This window comes from Micromonospora sp. RB23 (assembly GCF_053585025.1).
In genome coordinates this window covers 6,572,334-6,590,391 of record NZ_CM132111.1, presented here as the reverse complement: position 1 = coordinate 6,590,391, position 18,058 = coordinate 6,572,334, and the positions used below count along the sequence as shown (strand labels likewise).

General features: G+C 65.9%; 14 protein-coding genes, 1 tRNA gene and 1 pseudogene. 8 read left to right on the top strand and 8 right to left on the bottom strand.

Annotated elements, in window-relative coordinates:
• Nucleotides 1-10 precede the first annotated feature (10 nt).
• Nucleotides 11-580 (bottom strand): hypothetical protein, encoded by a 570-nt coding sequence (locus ACTFTM_RS30130; protein ID WP_449563684.1) that lies wholly within the window; start codon nucleotides 578-580, stop codon nucleotides 11-13.
• Nucleotides 581-750: 170 nt separating this feature from the next.
• Nucleotides 751-1,842 (bottom strand): ABC transporter ATP-binding protein, encoded by a 1,092-nt coding sequence (locus tag ACTFTM_RS30125; RefSeq protein WP_355050957.1) that lies wholly within the window; start codon nucleotides 1,840-1,842, stop codon nucleotides 751-753.
• Nucleotides 1,843-2,182: 340 nt separating this feature from the next.
• On the opposite strand from ACTFTM_RS30125, the gene ACTFTM_RS30120 reads away from it, so the two are divergent.
• Nucleotides 2,183-2,259, top strand: a tRNA-Thr gene (locus tag ACTFTM_RS30120).
• 61 nt (nucleotides 2,260-2,320) lie between these two features.
• Here ACTFTM_RS30120 and ACTFTM_RS30115 read toward each other — a convergent pair.
• On the bottom strand, nucleotides 2,321-3,001 hold the full coding sequence (locus ACTFTM_RS30115) for a tyrosine-type recombinase/integrase (protein WP_449563683.1): 681 nt from the start codon (nucleotides 2,999-3,001) through the stop codon (nucleotides 2,321-2,323).
• Between ACTFTM_RS30115 and ACTFTM_RS30110 the strand changes: the two genes are divergently transcribed.
• Nucleotides 2,968-3,435 carry a GNAT family N-acetyltransferase gene (locus tag ACTFTM_RS30110; RefSeq protein WP_449563682.1) on the top strand — a complete coding sequence of 156 codons (468 nt, stop codon included), beginning with the start codon at nucleotides 2,968-2,970 and terminating at the stop codon, nucleotides 3,433-3,435. The two genes, ACTFTM_RS30115 and ACTFTM_RS30110, sit on opposite strands and share 34 nt — an antisense overlap.
• Nucleotides 3,436-4,875: 1,440 nt before the next feature.
• On the opposite strand, the pseudogene ACTFTM_RS30105 reads toward ACTFTM_RS30110, so the two are convergent.
• The 4 genes and pseudogenes from ACTFTM_RS30105 to ACTFTM_RS30090 form a co-directional block, all read right to left on the bottom strand.
• Nucleotides 4,876-5,805: pseudogene (locus ACTFTM_RS30105) on the bottom strand (IS481 family transposase); the annotation flags it as partial.
• A gap of 782 nt (nucleotides 5,806-6,587) precedes the next feature.
• Entirely contained in the window at nucleotides 6,588-7,955 is a 1,368-nt protein-coding gene (locus tag ACTFTM_RS30100) for a DNA methyltransferase (protein WP_449563681.1), read from the bottom strand.
• Nucleotides 7,952-8,893, bottom strand: a complete 942-nt coding sequence (locus tag ACTFTM_RS30095) for a ParB/RepB/Spo0J family partition protein (RefSeq protein WP_449563680.1) — start codon at nucleotides 8,891-8,893, stop codon at nucleotides 7,952-7,954. Before ACTFTM_RS30095 ends, ACTFTM_RS30100 begins: the two co-directional genes overlap by 4 nt.
• A 29-nt stretch (nucleotides 8,894-8,922) precedes the next feature.
• Nucleotides 8,923-9,714: a ParB/RepB/Spo0J family partition protein gene (locus ACTFTM_RS30090; RefSeq protein ID WP_449563679.1), complete on the bottom strand. Its 792-nt coding sequence runs from the start codon at nucleotides 9,712-9,714 to the stop codon at nucleotides 8,923-8,925.
• A 612-nt stretch (nucleotides 9,715-10,326) separates the two neighbouring features.
• On the opposite strand from ACTFTM_RS30090, the gene ACTFTM_RS30085 reads away from it, so the two are divergent.
• The gene (locus tag ACTFTM_RS30085) at nucleotides 10,327-10,935 is read left to right on the top strand and encodes a sigma-70 family RNA polymerase sigma factor (protein WP_449563678.1); all 609 of its coding nucleotides are present in this window, start codon (nucleotides 10,327-10,329) and stop codon (nucleotides 10,933-10,935) included.
• Complete coding sequence (locus ACTFTM_RS30080) at nucleotides 10,932-12,776, top strand: ATP-binding protein (protein WP_449563677.1); 1,845 nt, start codon at nucleotides 10,932-10,934, stop codon at nucleotides 12,774-12,776. Before ACTFTM_RS30085 ends, ACTFTM_RS30080 begins: the two co-directional genes overlap by 4 nt.
• Nucleotides 12,777-12,837: 61 nt before the next feature.
• Here the strand turns inward: ACTFTM_RS30080 and ACTFTM_RS30075 are convergent, their stop codons facing one another.
• On the bottom strand, nucleotides 12,838-14,844 hold the full coding sequence (locus ACTFTM_RS30075; protein WP_449563676.1) for a hypothetical protein: 2,007 nt from the start codon (nucleotides 14,842-14,844) through the stop codon (nucleotides 12,838-12,840).
• Nucleotides 14,845-15,303: 459 nt separating this feature from the next.
• On the opposite strand from ACTFTM_RS30075, the gene ACTFTM_RS30070 reads away from it, so the two are divergent.
• From ACTFTM_RS30070 to ACTFTM_RS30055, 4 genes are all read left to right on the top strand, one after another.
• Nucleotides 15,304-15,579, top strand: a complete 276-nt coding sequence (locus ACTFTM_RS30070; RefSeq protein ID WP_449563675.1) for a hypothetical protein — start codon at nucleotides 15,304-15,306, stop codon at nucleotides 15,577-15,579.
• 442 nt (nucleotides 15,580-16,021) lie between these two features.
• A complete protein-coding gene (locus ACTFTM_RS30065) occupies nucleotides 16,022-16,450 on the top strand; it encodes a hypothetical protein (protein ID WP_449566787.1) in 429 nt (142 codons plus the stop codon).
• Nucleotides 16,451-16,592: 142 nt separating this feature from the next.
• A complete protein-coding gene (locus ACTFTM_RS30060; protein WP_449563674.1) occupies nucleotides 16,593-17,651 on the top strand; it encodes a hypothetical protein in 1,059 nt (352 codons plus the stop codon).
• The gene (locus ACTFTM_RS30055) at nucleotides 17,648-18,049 is read left to right on the top strand and encodes a helix-turn-helix domain-containing protein (protein ID WP_449563673.1); all 402 of its coding nucleotides are present in this window, start codon (nucleotides 17,648-17,650) and stop codon (nucleotides 18,047-18,049) included. The genes ACTFTM_RS30060 and ACTFTM_RS30055 overlap by 4 nt, the downstream gene beginning before the upstream one ends.
• The last annotated feature ends 9 nt before the right edge of the window (nucleotides 18,050-18,058 follow it).

Sequence of the window (18,058 nt, the reverse complement as noted above, 5' to 3'; positions counted from 1 at the left end):
GGCTTCGCCGTCAGATCTGGTGGAGCCAGGCGACGAAGAGGACCGCACCGGCCACCGCGATCAGCAGCGTGGTCGGCAGCAGCCAGGCCGGACCGCGTTCCCCGTCGAGGCGTCGGGTCAGGCGTTGGTGGACGGCGGCGATGCCGATCAACGCGGCCAGCCCGCCGGCCGCCAGCGGCAGGCCGACGAGGAAATGCGCCAGCCACGCGCCCTCCCGGCTCGGACCGCCCCAGGAGTGGTCGTACGGGCCGGGATCGACCACCCCGTACAGGACGCCGCGCAGCACCATCAACACCTCGACCCCGAGGGGCAGCAGCGCCACGAGGCCGAGCAGCAGGCTGAGCAGCGCGTGACCGAGCACCGCGAGCGTGCCGGGCCGCCGACCGGGCACGGCCGTCGGGGGTGCGCCGAGCAGGCCGGTCCGCAGGCCGCGCCACCGCGCGACGGCGGCATCGGCCCCACCCACCGGGGTGGTCGCCAGCGTGAACAGGGCGACCGGCACCAGCGTCGCGCAGTAGGCGAGGCTACGACCGGCCCGGCGGATGATCTGGTTCTTGTGAGCGGTGGCGGTGGCGGACACGGCGTCTCCTCGGGCTCGGTGTGCCGCGAACGCTAGGGGCACGGCACACCCCGCCGCGTCACCCTGGGGAGCCACCCGCACGCTGGCTCCCGGGGATGAGGACCCCTCCCGGGTACGACGAAAGGGGCGGCCCGCCGCAGCGGACCGCCCCTTTCCGGTAGTGCGTTACGTCAGATCCGGCTGCCCGTGGCGGCGTGGAAGACGTGGCTGCGGCCGGCGCGCGGCTTGACGAACACGGTGTCGCCCATGTTCGGCATGCTGCGCCGGTCGGTGCGGACAACGAACCGCTCCGAGTTGCCACCCAGGGCGGCGTGGCCGTAGACGTTGGCGTCCGAGCCGAGGTCCTCGACCAGCTCGACGACGACGGGCATGCCGCCCTCGGTCGGGCTGACCAGGTCGCAGTCCTCCGGACGGAAGCCGACGGTGACCTTTCCGTCGCCACCCTCGGCGCGGGCCGCCTCGACCTGCTCGCGGGTCAGCGGGATACGCAGCTCGGCGAACTCGGCGCCCTGCTCGTGCAGCGGGACGGTCTTGATGTTCATGGCGGGAGAGCCCATGAAGCCGGCGACGAACACGTTCGCCGGGGTGTCGTAGAGCGCCCGCGGGGTGTCCACCTGCTGGAGCACGCCGTCGAGCAGCACGGCGACCCGGTGACCCATGGTCATGGCCTCGACCTGGTCGTGCGTCACGTACACGGTGGTGACGCCCAGCTTGGCCTGGAGCGACGCGATCTGCGTACGGGTCTGCACACGCAGCTTGGCGTCGAGGTTCGACAGCGGCTCGTCCATGAGGAAGACCTGCGGCTCACGGACGATCGCCCGGCCCATGGCCACACGCTGACGCTGACCACCGGAGAGCGCCTTCGGCTTGCGGCTGAGGTACTCCTCGAGCTGGAGCAGCCCGGCCGCCTCCTTGACCCGCCGGTCGATCTCCGACTTGGAGGTCTTGCGCAGCTTCAGGGCGAACGCCATGTTCTCGTACACCGTCATGTGCGGGTAGAGGGCGTAGTTCTGGAAGACCATCGCGATGTCGCGGGCCTTCGGGGGAAGGTGGGTGACGTCGCGCTGGTCGATGTAGATCGAGCCGGCGTCGACGTCCTCCAGCCCGGCGAGCATCCGCAGGCTGGTGGACTTGCCGCAGCCCGACGGGCCGACGAGAACGAGGAACTCGCCGTCGCCGATCTCGAGGTTGAGCTCGTTGACGGCGGGACGCTCGGTGCCCGGGTAGATCCGGGACGCCTTGGAATAGGTGACCGTAGCCATGGTGGTGCGCTTCCTTTCACCGGCAGGAACGTGCCGGACGATCCGAGTGAAGGAGCGACCGGCACGAGCCCGTGCCGGTCAGCGGACGGCGGTCGGTCGCGGGGGCGGCCGGATCGTCGTCCGTGTCACTGCACCGTAATTGGCTTTCCCCGCGCTGCCAAGGCGAGGGACCCTCGGAAGTGACCCAATGCCTACGCATTACGGGCAGTCGGGCACGGGCAGGCATCAATCGGCGTCACGGTGGAGCGTCAGCCGTCGGGTTGTTGACGTTTCCCGTGCTCGGGAGCCCTCGCGAGCGGGATATCCGGACGTCAGTCGCTATGCTGGCGTCGACACACGCGCCCCTGTAGCTCAGCTGGCCAGAGCACTCGCCTTGTAAGCGAGATGTCGCCGGTTCGATCCCGGCCGGGGGCTCCAATTCCACAAGGCGTTCCGGGCCAACATGCCGCGTGAACCCACCGATTGACAGCAACGGGGGTCACGACAGCCGTCCGTCGAGCTTGCCGAGCGCCTGACGCATCGCGTCGAGGTTGGCGTGGGCGTAGACCTTGAGCATCACCTTGACGTCGGCGTGCCGTGCGATGGCCTGGACGACGTGCGGCGGGACGCCCAACTCCATTAGCAGTGAGACGACGGTGTGCCGTATGTCGTGCAGCCGGACGCCGGGTAGGCCGGCGGTCTCCCGGAGGCGGGCGAACGAGCGGCTGAGGTTGGTCGGCTCCATCGGCGTACCGCGCTCGGAGGAGAAGACGAGCCCGTGATCTTCCCAGACCTCGGGGAGGGCTGCCCGCTCCTCCTGCTGGCGCTCCCGGTGCTCCAACAGCGTGAGCCAGGTGAACTCGGGCAGCGGTAGCACCGCCTCGGAGTCCTCCGTCTTGGCGTCTAGGACGTGAAGCGTCCCGGGGACCCGCTGAACGGTCTGCTGCACTCGAAGGGTGCCGTCGTCGAGGTCGACGTCCAACCAGCGGAGACCGACTAGCTCACCACGGCGGAGGCCCATCGTGGCCGCCACGACGTAGAGGGCGTGTAGCCGATGGCCGGTCGAGGCGGCGAGGATCTTGCGCACCTGGTCGACGGACAGGCCCTTGCCGATTTTGTAGCGCGGGGAGGGGACACGTATGCGCTTTGCCACGTTGCGCGACACCAGATCCTCCCGCATCGCGTGTTGCCGCGCGTTACGGAGGACCGCATGTACGAACTGCACCTGACGAGCGCTCGGGTAGCTCTGGCAGCAGCGACCGACGGGGCAGCACCGACCTGACCACGCGCAAGGCTGTCGGGAGCATCAGCTACCTCGACATCTCACCGAACCGTCACAGCCTGGAGATCGGGTGGGCTTGGCTGACGCCGAGATACTGGCGTACTGGCGCGATCCGCGAAGCGTCGCACCTGCTCATGCGGCACGCCTTCAACGACCTGGGCACCATCCGTGTGGCCTTCAAGACCGACAGCCGCAACACCCGATCGCAGCAAGCCATCAAGGGCCTCGGTACAACAGAGGAAGGCACCTTCCGGAACCACCGCATCCTGCGAGACGCCACGTCCGGCATTCGATTAACTACAGCGTCACCAGCGAAGACTGGCCCGCAGTGAGCAGGAAACTCGACGTGGACCGGGCAGCCAAGGGAGCCCCGCCACTCGGTTGATCCGCCGGCTGCCGGCCTGTCTAGTCCCACCACATGCTTGACGAATCCGTCCCACGACATGCTTGACGGTTGGTCTAGGTCCTGTGAAAGCTCGGGCCGGTCACTGTGTGGGGCGTGACTGCTGGATGTGGCCCTGCGGGGTGAGTCCCTGTAGGGGCTGTGCCTCAGAATCGTGCCCATGAGCGCTTCTGACCTTGTAGCGGTCGATCTCACCGTAGATGAGCGGTTCCTGTTGAGCCGAGGGCTGGGTGAGTGGGGCGGACCCGCGAGTCCAACGGATGACCTCGCACGGGCTATTGGTTTCGTCAGCAAGGAGGACCTGTGGCGAGGCGAGGGACGCAGGCTGCGAGAGGCGCTGGAACACGGGGAGCCGTTGACGAGGTCGCAGTGGCGAAAGGCGGTGCTGGCCACTGAGATTGTCTTCGCGAGCGACGTGGTGGGTTCTGGCTGGGATTGGTCGATCACCACTGGCCTTTCCGATGAGGAGACGATCAAGCTCCTGCGGGTGGTGCAGCGGAAGGTGGCCCGCGCGCTGAGGATGCCCTAAACACCGGCAGCCACCTTGCGGGGTCGGCTTGCTTTTGAGGTTGCGGACGGGCTGGTCCGTGGTGCGTCGGACGATGCGGATGCCGTCGTCGCAGGCGATAGCCGGCTCGGTATCGGTGACGTGGATGGTGACGGTCTTACCGGCGTGGACCCGGCCGAGGGCGATCTTCTGCCCGACAACCATGACCACGCCGCTGTTGGATGCACGGCGCTGGACCTGCACGGGCCCGGTTGCAGGTTGCGGGGGTGGTCCGGCGGGTCGGGCGCCTCGCAGCCGCGCAACCTCGGCGGGGGTGAGCGGGTTGGGTCGGGTGCGCAGCAGTTGCCTGGTGTTGAGGTCGAAGAAGCTCAGGGTCTTGTCCTCAATACGGATGCCAACCCGTTGCCCGCCGAGGACCTCGGCGGCCAGGACGATGTGCTGGCCGAGGGACACGTGGCCACCGCGGCTGATGGTCCGGTCGACCTCGACCGCCTCACCGGGTGGTGCCGGCGGCAGGGGCGGTTCACCAGATGGTCGCCCGCCCTGCTGAAGCAGGCCAGCGAGATCGGCGACGGACAAGTGGGAACGCACGGACTTGATCCGGGCGCCGGCGATGAGCAGGTGGATGACGTCGGTGTCGGCCCAGAACGTCACCGTCACGCCGGAGCGGGCCGGGCCGAGCCAGAACTGCTTTCCCGCCACCTGCAGGTTTCCGGACGGTGGCACCACCCGGTCGAACTCCACCGCCTCCGGCAGCACCGGCATCGGCGCCGGGACCGGTGGTGAGACCAGAGCCTGGTCGACGGGCTGAGTGAGCCTGGCAGGCAGCTTCACCGGCACCGCCTGCTCCGGGACCGGGTTGAACCGGTCGGCGGGGAAGGCCATGTCCAGGGATTGGTGCGGCCGGTCGGTGTTGTATTCGTGCCGGAACGCGTCAACGGCGGCCTGGACACTCTCGATGTCGGGCCAGACCGGCACCTCATCGGGGAGTTCCCGGCGCAGGGTCTGATGGAACCGTTCCACCTTCCCGGTCGTGGTCGGCGACGCCGGTTGGGTGAGCCGGTGAATGATGCCGTTCTCCCGGCAGATCCGATCGAACATGACCTCCCCGCCCTTGCCGAACCGGTCGGTGAACTGCTTCCCGTTGTCAGTCAGCACCTCTTCTGGCACCCCGAACCGCTGCAGCGCGTCGGCGAAGGCCAAGCAGACGGCCCGGCCGGTGGCCCTCCTGACGACCTGGGCGATGACGCAGAACCGGGAATGGTCGTCCACGCCGGTGACGACCTTCGCCTCGGTGCCACCGGCGAGCATGATCCCGCCGACGATGTCCATCTGCCACAACTCCATCGGCCGAGCCCGCTGCCAGCGCACATAGTCCTTCCGACCCCGACGTCTCTTGGCCAGTTCGATCAAGCCGTGGCGAACCAGGATCCGATACACCGTCATCCGCGACGGCACCGGATCCGGACACCCGTGCCGGCTTAACTCGAACGCGATCCGCCGCGAGCCCCACCGCGGATGATGCCGGCGCAGCTCACACACCAACGCCTCCACCTCCGCCGACGCCTGATGGGCACACCCCTGCGGCCGGCGGGACCGGTCTTCCAACCCGGCCAGCCCCACCTCGGCATAACGGGCGAGCCAGGAATGGATCGTCTGCCTCGACACCCCGGTCCGGGCTGCCACTTCCACGACGGGTTCTCCGGCCCGCACGCCCAGGACCGCCCGATACCGCTGCTCCACGATCGACAACTCCACCAGCGCCAATCCCGGCCTCCCACCACGCGACATCCGCAAACACCACGCGATGAAGAAGCCGAATATCGATCATGTCAAGCATCTGGTGGGTACGCGAGTGTCAAGCATGTCCCGTGACGGGACACGCCGGCTGCCGGCCAAGTGGTTCAAAGTTTCTGTACGTCTTCATGGCGGCCCTTGACGGGCCGCACGCGCCGCCGCCTGGGCGCGCGCCCGTCGCTCCGCTGGCGCTCCGACTCCGGCCACGCAACACGCCCGGCGGCTGGCGCGGAAGCGTGAAGCCCAAGGGGCCGCCGCAGGACGACAGGCGGTTGACTGGGTGGGGGTGGGCCGGCAGCCAGCCGGGCCGCGCGGCCACGAGTCCGCGCGGCGTAGGGGAGGCATGCCGGCCGCGTGGCAAGCCCCAAGCATGGGGGCGGTGTCCGCGCGGGCAGCGTGCCGGTCGTCCAGGAGCCGGCTCACAGCCGCTCGAGGTCAGGTCAACTGCTCACTCGGGAGGGGAGGGGAGGCCGCCGGTGGCGAGATTCGACCCCGGGAGCCGGGTCCGGAGGCGGGCGAGGTTAGGTCAACTGCGCCACGGTGGCGGTGTCCGTCGGGGGCGCGGTCCGCGACACGAGAGCCGACTCAGTCTGTTCCCGCAACGTCCGTCCGTGTCAAGCTCCGCTTGACACAGCGGTCTGAATCGCGGCCAGATTTTTCACGCAGTGCGGGCCGCTGCCCGACGCAAGATCCCATTCTTAACGCCCAGGCGGTGCTTTTCTCACCGCAGGGTCGCCGCCGACTCTTCGCGTTCTTCGCTGGTCAGATCTCCCCGTCTACTGGTGTCGGTGCCGACCTGCGCTCACACGCTGATGAGCAGCGTCAGGGCCGCCGTCCTTGTAAGGCTCGTCCCAGTCGATCTCTTCCGGGCCGTTCCAGGGCTTGCCTTTGGCGTGTGTCAGTACGAGCACTGAGTCAGTTGCCGTGGCCTGTCCCTTAGTGTCCTTCCAGATCCGGCTGACCTTCCTGTCAATATCGATGAAGTCGTCGATGGTATCGACCAACCTCAGCGTCGTCTCACTGCTGACGTCTGCCCAAATCTTGCTTGCCAGCTGGATGGTCTCCTTGCCGGGATTGGCTACATCACCAATCACGATCGCAGCCACGCCGTTGGGCTTAAGGACTCGTTCTACGCCTTGGATGGTCCGCGTCATAAACTCGCGGTATGAGTCGTAGGTGTGGCGGTGATCGAGCGTCTTGTCAAGGTTGCGGCGCCCGGCCCCCCGTTCTCGGCCCACTTCCTCAATACCCAAAAGCCACAGCCGAATCCAGTTTGCCGTGCCGTAGTTGACAACCTGCAGATATGGCGGCGACGTCACCACAAGGTCCACGCTTTTGGCTCGGATGCTATCGCTCGACATGAGTTGGGCAGCGTCCTCATGGAACACCTGGCCCTCAGGTCCGTCTACCGCGTCCAGGTAGATGCGGGCCAGCTTTTCGCGCAGACGTTCGAACACATCCTGGGGGGGCTTCACCAGCCCCTTCTCGCGGATGAACTTCTCCACGTAAGAGGGCGACATGCTGAATGTGTTCGGCATACTAATGCTCAGATACTGCGACGTGCCATCACGACGGAATGAGCCGTGCATGATGCCTGCCAGGGAGCCCGCGATCACTGTCTCCGCAGCCGTCCACGCGGTGAACGGCTTGCGATGCAGCTCCTCGCGAAGGAAGACCAGCTGCCGTAAGGTTGTGGGATGGTAAAGCATCTCGATGTCAGCTGAGACATCCACCGGTTGGATTCGGGACTGCCGGTAACGCTTCTCCAACTGCCCGAGATACTCCAGCACGGTCTCGTAGTCTGGGGCCTTCGCCTTGGCATGCGTCAGAATGTAGGCGAGCGGGCTGAGGTCATTGCTGATCGACCGCCTGCCCTCAGCTCGGGCCTGCAGCGCCACGGTGCCGCGGCCGCTGAAAGGATCGAGTACAACGTCCCCGGGCCGGGTATACCGCTGGATAAAGTAATGCGCGAGCTTGGCCGGAAACATGCCGTGATAGGAGCACATGGTGTGCATGGAGTGGCCCCACCGCTGGGGCGCGATGTGCCACAGGTGCCCTTGAGAGGTAGTGCCCCCATCGAGTGGCTTGGCTTCAGGTGCCTCGAAAAATGCGTCTTCAGACCAGTCCAATGATGCAATGGTCATATCAGATACTCCGCTAGGGAACGGGCCGCCGCTTGGAGAACCGGTTCGGGAGACTCTCGGGCTACTCGGGACAGATGCCGTCGTGCCATCACCGTGCTGCGCCGCGACTGCGCCCCAACTGACGCAGCGGACTGGTGTTGCGCAGGCTCAGCAATCTCTGGTGCGGGAGCCCTTGGCTCCGGCGTCTCCGGCATCTCCGGCATCTCCGGCAGCGTCATGTTTATGGCCCGCCGCAGCCCCAGATCCTTCTTGACGAGCCGTAGGTCTTCGACTTCCCGGTAGTGCTCAGGGTTCAGATCGCCGGTCGTCGACTCCACCACGGCCGTCGGTACTCGCTGCACACTGCCGTGCCTGGCAGCGACAATCGTCCGGTCGATCCATTCATCCGGAGTCTCGCCGTCTTCGCAGAAGCTCTGCGTTAACACGTGCTCCAGGCCGCCGGCCGTCAGCCGCAGCCAAGCGTAAGGGTTCGAGGCCGGGAAGACCCCCGCGTCCATAAGCTCGACGATCCTGGCAAACAGGCCGCCGCGCTGCACGAGTCGCCACAAGCCAGTGTAGTTACGGACCGTTGCGGGCGACACTCCAAGGTACCGTGCAATGTCGGCCTTTTTCACCCGAGCGGACTGGTGTAGGTGCTCAACAAGTGACGCCAGCTGGCTGGGTAGCAGATCCTGGTAGATGTCCGTCTGGTATCGGATCTCGAACCGACGATCGTAGTCGGTGAGGTAGGCCGGTACGGTCTCGAACCGCTCCGGGTAGTCCTGCCGAATTGCCCGGATGGCACGTAACCGCATGGTGCCGTCAACCACCAAGTAGTTGCCGGTAGGCAGGTGTGCCACCTTAAGTGGCTCAGCCAGTCCGATCTCCTCAATAGAGGCCCTCAGTCGGTCTTCGAACTGCTTTGAACTCCCCGATCGCCGCAGCTCGTCGCTGAGCATCAGCTCATCCGGCCGCAGGCTAACGAGCTTCAACTCGCCACCGCCCGTCGCGGGCTCGGGCCGCCAAATTCAATCGGCAGCTCCGCTCCCAGCTGACCCAGCCGCGCTTCGATGGAGCCGGCCGGCAGCCGGTGCAACGTGGCGCAAGCCCAAGCCAACAACTTCAATCGAGCCAAGCGGTGCTCCGGCCCCAGATGTACCAGGTCTTTCCAGCCGAGCGCCTCGAACAGCACTTCGAGCTCCCTAGTCTTCAGCTTGAACCCCGCGATGGCGCTAACGGCGTCCGACCGCTCGTCGGGACCCATGTACCTCGCGATCACCGCGTGCAGTGCCAAGTTGACGTTGCCATCCTGCAGGGCGGCCACCTCACGGTTGCTGGCGCCCTCAAGCTGACTCTCCAGCCGCCGGACCGTCGCGGGGGTGACACCGAAGCGCCTGGCCACGCTGGCTGTTTCCTCACCATCCTGACGGGCCCGGGCGATGAGAACTGCTCGGTCGATGGGCCGCATCCGCAGCCGAGCCACGTTCTCAACGAGGAACTGCTGGACCTTCTCGTACTCGCCGAACTCGGCGTCGACCACTATTGCGGGGATTTTCTCGACGCCCAGGAGACGGCAAGCCAGCGTCCGGCCCTGGCCCTTGATGAGGAGATAGTCGCCGGAGCCGTCCGGCGCGACACGGACGGTCACCGGGGTGAGCACCCCGAACTGCTCGATGGACTGGCGCAACTCGCGGTGACCTTCTCGGTCGCGTTTGCGCCCCAGACCATCCTCCGGGCGGATCTTGGCAACTGGGATCGCCTGGACGCGCGGCTGCTTCACCCCACGTCGCGCCCGCGGCTCCCGGGCCTCAACTGAGCGTCGAGACTCAAGATCGCCGCGCCCCGTGGGGGCGTCTGTCGCCACGTCAGTCACCTCTCCTAACTTACACACCCGTTATTTCACCACTGAGGTACGACAGACCCTCCCAGGGTGGCGACCCGGCAGGCAACACAGGAACCGGAACTGTCCTCTGGCCTGCGCCGGTCGGATGTCGATGGACTGCTGCCGAGCGAAGCTCCTCTCCTCCGGCTCCCCCTGGCCCATCATCTGCCGGGGGGGGGGTGACCCGGGGGCGCCTGGGTGACAACACCGCGATGCGGGTCACGATGTTGAGACCCCGGGAGAGGCGAGACTCGGGAGAGGAAGTAGGGGGCTTGCTGCCGCTTTTGCCCAATTCAGGGTATTTCTCGCACCCGTGCTTGCGGCCTGCCCGGGTCGCACAGCTGTTTTTCGTGGAACCGCCTGGCACTCTGTAGGCGGAGACACTGGAGGTCCTCTCACAACGTGGTCGCAAAAGGCTGCGAAGAGTTGGCGGACTCAGATGGCCCGTACTTCGCCTCGGCGAAGCCGACCTCCCTCCCGCGCCCCCGGGTGCTTGAGTAGGAGATCGTCATGGTCAATGGGCTCAAGTCCGTCAATCCCCCCTCCCTCCACAGCAACACCAGCCTGCCGGTGCTCGGCGCGAACACGCTGACGCCGGAGGACGAGATGCTTATCCGTCGGGCTGCCTTGGCCGCGAAGCCCAAAGCCCAGGATCTCGAGGACGTGGAGCAGGCCGTCCGCGAGGAGTTCTGCCGCCGGCCCGGCGTGTACTCTGCCGCCGCCGGTGTGCCGTTCCACGGATACATGTGGCCTTACCTGGTGGGGGCCGCGCGACACGTCGTCCGCACCGACCGCGACGTGCGCAAGAACAAGGACCTCGGTTTCGACATCCCGGTCGAGGACGTGACCCTCTACGACGCTCCGGCGGCGCCCGAGCCCGAGATCGACCCCTTGACGGCACAGTCCGTCCGGCGGTTCGTCCGTGGCCTCGACCCGACGACCAGGTACATCATCTTCCGCCGGTACTGGCAGGACGTCCCCGTTGCGCAGATCGCCCGTGAGATCGGGATGCGGCCCCAGTCGGCCCAGCGGCGCCACGACAGGGCGCTGGCCGAAGGCCGCCTCACCGGGGCTGCCACCGCCACCTCCGCCACGGTTCTGACTGCGGTAGCAGCGTGAGCGCCGACCGTTACCAACAGACCCAGTTCGACATCGAGTTCCTGGAGCCCGTCATGACATCGAGCAGCCTCTCCGCCGACCCCGATCTCCTCGCGCAGCGCAACTTCGTCGAGAGCCTCAAACGACACGGACACGACTTCGGCATCGCCCACACGGCAGCCTTCATCCGGGGCATCCGGGACCTGGGATACAAGCACACGGGTACCGCCCTGGACGAGCAGATCGATAACGCCGACCAGGCGGGAGCCCACAGCATCCACGTCCTGTGGGACACGGCAGGGAAGAAGCCAACGTGGATTGCCGTCGCCGACGACGGTCACGGCATGGAGGCGGACATGATCCGCCTGGCCATGGCCTGGGGTGGCACGCACCGCGAGAACGACCGCAACGGCTTCGGCCGCTACGGCTACGGTCTGCCTAGCTCGGCGGTCAGCCAGGGCCGCCGCTTCACCGTCTTTTCAAAGACCGGAACGGCATCGGAGTATTCGAGCGTCACCCTCGATCTGGACGAAATGAGCGAGGGCAAGTACAACGACGGTCACCGCATTGTCATTCCGGAGGGCAAGGTGACGCCGCTTCCCCCGGCGCTCGCCGTCCGGCTCAATGATCTCAAGTTCGAGCCGTCCAGCGGCACGATCGTGCTCATCGAGAAACTCGACCGGCTCACTTGGACCACCGCTCTAGGCCTGAAGCAGAATCTGGTGCCCCACTTCGCCGTCACGTACCGCGACTACCTGCGGAACCTCGATATCTTCGTCGACGGCACCCAGATCAAGCCTATTGACCCGCTCTTCCTCACCCCCGGTGCGCTCTATTACGACGAGGACTTCCAGCGTGCTGAGGCGCTGCCGGAGGCCCGCTTCACGGTCACGAACTCTGAGGGGGTGGAGTGCCCAGTCGTTCTGCGCTATTCGTACATGCCGCCCCGATTCGGCCAGGTGGACAAGAGTAAGGAGCGCGGCAAGAACAACCAACGTTTCCGGATCCGTGCGGACAACAACGGCATCATCGTGATGCGCAACCACCGCCAAATCGATGTAGTGGGATCTAAGCGCGGCGTCCTCTACTTCAACAACGATGACCGCTATGTAGGCGTCGAGCTGGACTTCCCGCCGTCGCTCGACGAAGAGTTTTCAATCACCACCAGCAAGCAGTCCGTGGTCATCTCGGACCGCATGTGGGACAAGCTCAAGGAGCACGGCCTCATCGAGGCTGTGCAGCAGATGCGTACTAAGTACGACAAGGAGAAAGCGAAGCTGCGCGGCAGCGGCTCCTCCAAGGCCCCGACGCCCTCCGAGAAGACCATGGCGGAGGCGGAGAAGTTCTCCAAGACGCCGCCCTCCGACCGGGAACGACTGGAGCAGCGCGGCAAGGAGAACCTTGAACGCCAGGCCCAGAAGGTGGCCGAAAAGACCGGCCGCCCGAAGATCGAGGTCGTGAAGGAGCTTCAGGCTGAGACGATCGAGCGACCGTACGTCGTGAAGGAGGAGTCCAGCCCGGGTGCTCCGTTCTACCGAGTCGAGCAGCTCGGCGGAGCGCGGGTGGTTTGGCTCAACACCTCGCATCGCTTCTACACCCGCGTTTACAAGGGCCAAGACGCCACGCCCCGACTGAGGGCCGCTATCGAGGTGATGCTCTTCGTCATCGGGTCGTGCGAGGTGGAGAGCGTCGACGACCGTGCGCGGTTCTACGTCTCGGAGCGCTCCGAGTGGTCGACTCGGTTGGAGACCGCACTCGACATCCTCGACACCTATCTCTCCGAGGAGGGCGCCGGCGACTCGACCATCCGCGAGGAGGAGCAGCTGGACGACACCGCTGATGCAGCAGCTGTCGCCGCATGATCTGACGCAGGAGCGCTGCGACACTCGTCGTGGCGCTCCTGCGCTTTCCGTCGCGGGTTGCTTACGCTGGGGCGGCCTCGGCCGCCGGTGCTGTTCTCGCTGTCTCGGGATTCCCGTTGTAAGTATCCTCCGCGCGCCGTCGTTTGGTGCCGAGCTTGCCGGTACGCGGCCCGATTACTGCGTCCTCACTGATTAGTCCGAGCAACGCGGTGGTCAACGCAGGGTTTAGCAGCATGGCGTCGCGCTGCTCCTCGGAGAGCACGGTGCCGGCGAGCGCGTGCATGTGGGACACCTTTGCGACCGCGACCTCCTCGTAGGCTTCGCGGACAATCTTCTCGACCTGAGCGGCGACTGCTCTGGGGTACTGGTCCTGCCAGTACTCGATCTGCAATCGGATGACTGGATGATCCTCGTCCAAGTCGATGCAGCCGTTTGGGAATTGCGCCGTCGGCTTCTGCCAAGCAGCGATCATGCCTTGATCGTTAATATCAGTCGTCCTGACCCAACGAACCGCCGGGACACCGGCCGAGACGGTCGTTGTCTTGGCTGGGGTGTCACCGGTCTCGGGCTGCCCGATGCTTATCTCTCCTGCGCGGCCGCGGACAACGACCTTCTTGCGCTGACGGGGATTGCGCGGACGCGGTGTAGGACTATCGATCGGCGCTCGGGGCACGGACCCCGGTGAAGTCGGCATGGTCGTGGTGTCAGTGTTCTCGGTCTGCGTTCGCGCACGTGTGGCGCGCCACCGCTTCGAGAAGCGGTCCATGACTCGCTTGAGCCGCTCCTCTTGATCGTCGCCGTGGTCACGTGCGTCGTACTCCGCGTTGATCGCGTCGAGGATCTCCTTAGGGAGCTTCTCGCCGAACTCCTCGGACCAGTCCGCCGGCTTCACCGACCGGGGCGACTGTCCGGCCCCCATCCAGTAGAGATCAGCACGGCCTGTGGAGGGCGCAACGCCGGCCGCACCGGTCGCCTCATCATATTCGGGAGGCTTGATGATGAGGAAGACGCGCCGGCGCACGGTGTCGCTGCCGATACCGAACTGCCGATACACCGCTGCGCCGATGCGGGTATCCCCGTCCTCTTGGTCGGCGTGGGCCTGCCCATAGAGCTCGCCCCGGTATAGCACCCCGATGTAGCCGGACGTGGCGCCCAGGCCACCGGTGTCCACTTTCGGCACCGTTCGAAGCCACCATTGCACCTGCGTGCCCTCTGCGAGATCTATCTGACCTTTCGAAGCGATGAATTCGTCGCCGGTGCGGGTAGTGTACTCCACCAGTGACTTGCCCCCACGGACCCTGCGGAACTGGAACTTATTGGACTCGGCGGGAGACTTTGGCCATGCTGCTGGCTCTGCGGGCATCTCCATTACCTGAAGGGTTATGCCCTCTGGTATGTCCCAGAATCGCGTGTTGAAGTACTTGCGGCCCAGAAAACGGTGGCGCTCGCCGCGCTCGCTGTCGCCGTTGATCGTATTATCTGCGTCATTTCGGCCCAGCAGGATGAAGGTTGTGCCGTGACCGGCCTTTCCAATAAAGTCCGGCACCGTATCGGCCCAGTCGAACCCGAGCACGTCGTCGACGTAGGGCGGGTAGACGGTTGCGAGTCCCTCGTCGCCGTCGCCTTCCCAGTTGACTTCCTCAAGGACATACTCGCCCTCGCCGTTGGCGGCGTCCGGGTCGAACATCATCTTCACCATGTATGAGATGCCGTCGACCATGGAGATCACAACGACACCGTTCGGGTTCCATGGCAGCAGGGTCATGCGGCTTCCGAGTGCATAGTTATCGTGAGCGCCGCCGACGATCTTTCCGCCCTTGCCGAGCGTTAGCATGTACTCGCGGAGTTGATCCTTGGTCATGCCGTGACCGTCGTCGGCGTACTGCATCCGGTATGTGCCGGTGGCCTTGACGCCTTCCCACTCGACACCGAATCGGATGACCTTGGCGTCGGCCTCGATGCCGTTGCGGGCCAGCTCGCGCCCCCACTGATAAGCCGGACTGTTGCGGTACTCGCGGTCGAGCAGGTTGCCAACCCCGAGGAACCTTAGGGGAGTATTGCCGCTCATCGGCGGACTCCTTATCTGCCCTGGACGGCAACTAGGCCGACAGCTAAGCACTCTAGATCCTGGCGAACCTACCACCGGAGGGGCAGCCGCGCGTTGCCCAGAGCCTGCCGCCCGTATAGAAGGGACGGTGCCAGTTGAGAGAGCGGCAAAGTAGTCAGTCATCCGACACATCCGAGGTGAGCTGAAGCCCATGACCAACCACCACAAGTTAGCAATCGGGTTCCCTAGAGCGGATCGGGCCGCAATCGTCATGTCTGCCGCGGGCGGCGATGTCATAGGTGACCACACCGAGATCCTGCGCGCACCGATCCGCCCCTTTTGTCCTTACCCCGAAGTCACGCGAGGGACTCAGGGATCGAGTCTCCCTGCGAGATCGGCTGGGTGAGGTGTCGCCTCCGCCCTTAGTTCGAGCGGTAAAGTTGATCGACGGAACATCGGTCGCGGAGTGCGGAGGTTGGCATGCTCAGTGAGAACGGGCTGGGGGCGAGAGTCCTCGGGGCGATCCGGGATTCTGCCGCTGCTCGCGCGGATGGCGCATTCGCTGATGGTTATAATGAAGCGGCCAATATATGCGTAGCTGCGCTTGAGGGTAAGATTGACGGCCTGATGGGTCAGATCAGTGCGAATCGTTACCTGTCGGACCAAGAGCAATACCTGGTGGCGTCATTGCGTGAATTAAAATCGAACACTGAACGGGCATTACGCGACTTTTGGAACAGCGCTGACGGCGAGTGAGGGGTATTATCCTTCGTCACCATCAGTCGCAGACCTCGAAAGTTTGCGTGTCGCCTAGCCCTCGTTGACAGCAGAGAGACAGCAACCGGCCCGGACAGGGACAGCGGTCGGGCGCCGGCTGCGAACAGTCGCGAGGTCACGGACGCGGGCGGCCGACGGCGGACGCGGTGCACAGAGATTGTAAGCGAGATGTCGCCGGTTCGATCCCGGCCGGGGGCTCCAATTCCACAAGGCTTTTTCCCGACCGGCGCTGCCGCGAGTTGACCGTCTGGCAGCAAGGGCGCTCACGAGAGCGTCCCGCTCGGCCTGCTGCCGCTTCTGTGTTCGAGCAGCGTCCACCAGGTGACCTCGGGTAGCGGGGTGCGTGGGATCGGCACCTGGAGTCAATGAGTCGGCACGCGGAGTCAACGATATCCGGCGACGGATAAAAGAGGGTCGACTTATGAGAACAGGATTCAATGCCGCACCACGCTTCCGAGCGATCCTCGCTGCTGTCGTCCTCGCCGCTGTGGCGGCGGTCACTCCGGTCCTCGCCATGGCAGAGCCGGCCCGCGCTGCTACCGACTGCCGACAGCCGAGGATCCTGAACGGCGAGGGAGCGGCGACCGTCGACCGCAGCTTCTACCTGAGAACGGCACCCGAATCGGCCTGCCCCAACGCGAACCGGGTCACCGCAGGCTCCAGGGTTTACTACTACTGCTACTACTTCAACCAGTACGGAAACATGTGGTGGTACGTCCGCATCGCAGGAACGAACCAGTACGGGTGGCTGTCCGACTCGGACATCACCGATATCTTCGAATACGACGACGACGGTGACGGCAACGTGGAGTGGCTGGGCTGCAATCCGCAGTCGTACCTCGACTGGTAGTAGCCCCCTTCTGGTGCAACGGCCGACAAGGCCTGGGCCGTTGACACCGACCCCGGCGTACCCCTGGCTGTGCGGGCGGCACGGGCCATCGATGGTCGGCCACTCCTATAGTTCGGGTATCACCCGACCGTCGAGGAGTCGCATGAGCCCGCTCGTCGCGATCGCCGGCAGCGCCCAGGTCAACCGCTCCTACTCGCCCGCCGTACGCGATCCCGAGGCCGCTCCCGGGGCGGCGGCCGAGATGGGCGCGGAGCTCGCGCGGCAGGGCTGTCGCATCGTCGTTTACTCCAGCGATCCCGACTACCTGGAACGCGATGTCGTGCGCGGTTACGTAAGTTCCGGCCGGGCGATGCACGGGTCGATTCTGGTCCGTGGGCGGTACCAGCAGGACGTGGATTTCGAGGAGGTCCAGCGGCATCCGGAGTTGTTCACCGTCGTGCCCGAGCCGACCGACGACTGGGAGGTCAGCTTCTACCGGTGGCTGCTGACGGCCGACGCGCTGCTGCTGGTGGGCGGTGGACGCTCCACGTTCATCGCCGGGCTCATCGGCCTGTCCCGTCGTATCCCGGTCGCGGCGGTCGCGGCGTTCGGCGGCGGAGCGGAGAAGACCTGGCAACGACTCACCGACGAGCGCGGCGTCGCCACCGAGGAGGAGGTGGCGCTCCTGGCCCGTCCGTGGCAGACGGGCGCTGCCGGCCCGATCGTCGCCGCGTTGTGCGCGCAGGTGCGACGCCGCGGCGAGGAGGAACGCGCCGCCCGCGAGGCCGAGGGCGCAGCCGGTCGGCGTACGGTGGCGGGCCTGGTCACCGCGCTGGTCCTGCTCCTGCTGGCCCTGGCCACGATCCCGTTGGCGTACGCCGCGCCGGCCGGTGGGTGGCAGAACGTGGCGGTCCTGGTGGCCGCGCCGATGTTCGCGTCGGTGTGGGGCGCGATCGTGCGCAACGCGTACGACGGCAACGGCAACTGGTTGCGGGCGGCGGCGTTGGGGTCGGCCGCCGGTGTCATCGCCTTCCTGCTGTTCGTGGCGGCGCAGCTCAGCACCAATCCCGACCTGCTCGACGGTGACGCGGCCCGGCAGTTGGTCTTCTTCGTGCTGGCCATCGGGTTCATCGGCGGGTTCACGTCCGAGGTCGTGTACGCCAAGCTGCGCGATCAGGACGTGACGCAGACGCCGATCCTGCCGCCCGGGGGCCCACGGTGAGCCGGGCCGTGGAGGAGTCCAACCGGGCGATGTTGCGCGCCCGTGACGCGATGGACCGGGCGTACGCCGAACCGCTGGACATCCCGGCACTGGCCCGGATCGCGCACGTCTCCGAGGCGCACTTCATCCGGACGTTCCGGGCGACCTTCGGTGAGACGCCGCACCGCTACCTGCAACGCCGCCGGGTGGAGCGGGCCATGACGCTGTTGGTGGAGACCGACCGGGACGTGACGGACATCTGCTACGCGGTCGGCTTCGGCAGCCTGGGCACGTTCAGCCGGACGTTCCGGCAGATCGTGGGGGAGTCGCCCTCGGATTTCCGGCGTCGCCGCGTGGCCGCCGGCAACGTGCCGTCCTGCTTCACCAAGGCGTGGACGCGTCCCAGCAGTTTTGGATAAGCAGCAGGT

Bases quoted from the DNA above. Each gene is read 5' to 3' on its own strand.
- ACTFTM_RS30125 (WP_355050957.1), bottom strand. From the start codon at position 1,842: ATGGCTACGGTCACCTATTCCAAGGCGTCCCGGATCTACCCGGGCACC.
- ACTFTM_RS30115 (WP_449563683.1), bottom strand. From the start codon at position 3,001: ATGCGGGAGGATCTGGTGTCGCGCAACGTGGCAAAGCGCATACGTGTC.
- ACTFTM_RS30100 (WP_449563681.1), bottom strand. From the start codon at position 7,955: ATGACCATTGCATCATTGGACTGGTCTGAAGACGCATTTTTCGAGGCA.
- ACTFTM_RS30095 (WP_449563680.1), bottom strand. From the start codon at position 8,893: ATGCTCAGCGACGAGCTGCGGCGATCGGGGAGTTCAAAGCAGTTCGAA.
- ACTFTM_RS30085 (WP_449563678.1), top strand. From the start codon at position 10,327: ATGGTCAATGGGCTCAAGTCCGTCAATCCCCCCTCCCTCCACAGCAAC.
- ACTFTM_RS30075 (WP_449563676.1), bottom strand. From the start codon at position 14,844: ATGAGCGGCAATACTCCCCTAAGGTTCCTCGGGGTTGGCAACCTGCTC.
- ACTFTM_RS30070 (WP_449563675.1), top strand. From the start codon at position 15,304: ATGCTCAGTGAGAACGGGCTGGGGGCGAGAGTCCTCGGGGCGATCCGG.
- ACTFTM_RS30065 (WP_449566787.1), top strand. From the start codon at position 16,022: ATGAGAACAGGATTCAATGCCGCACCACGCTTCCGAGCGATCCTCGCT.
- ACTFTM_RS30060 (WP_449563674.1), top strand. From the start codon at position 16,593: ATGAGCCCGCTCGTCGCGATCGCCGGCAGCGCCCAGGTCAACCGCTCC.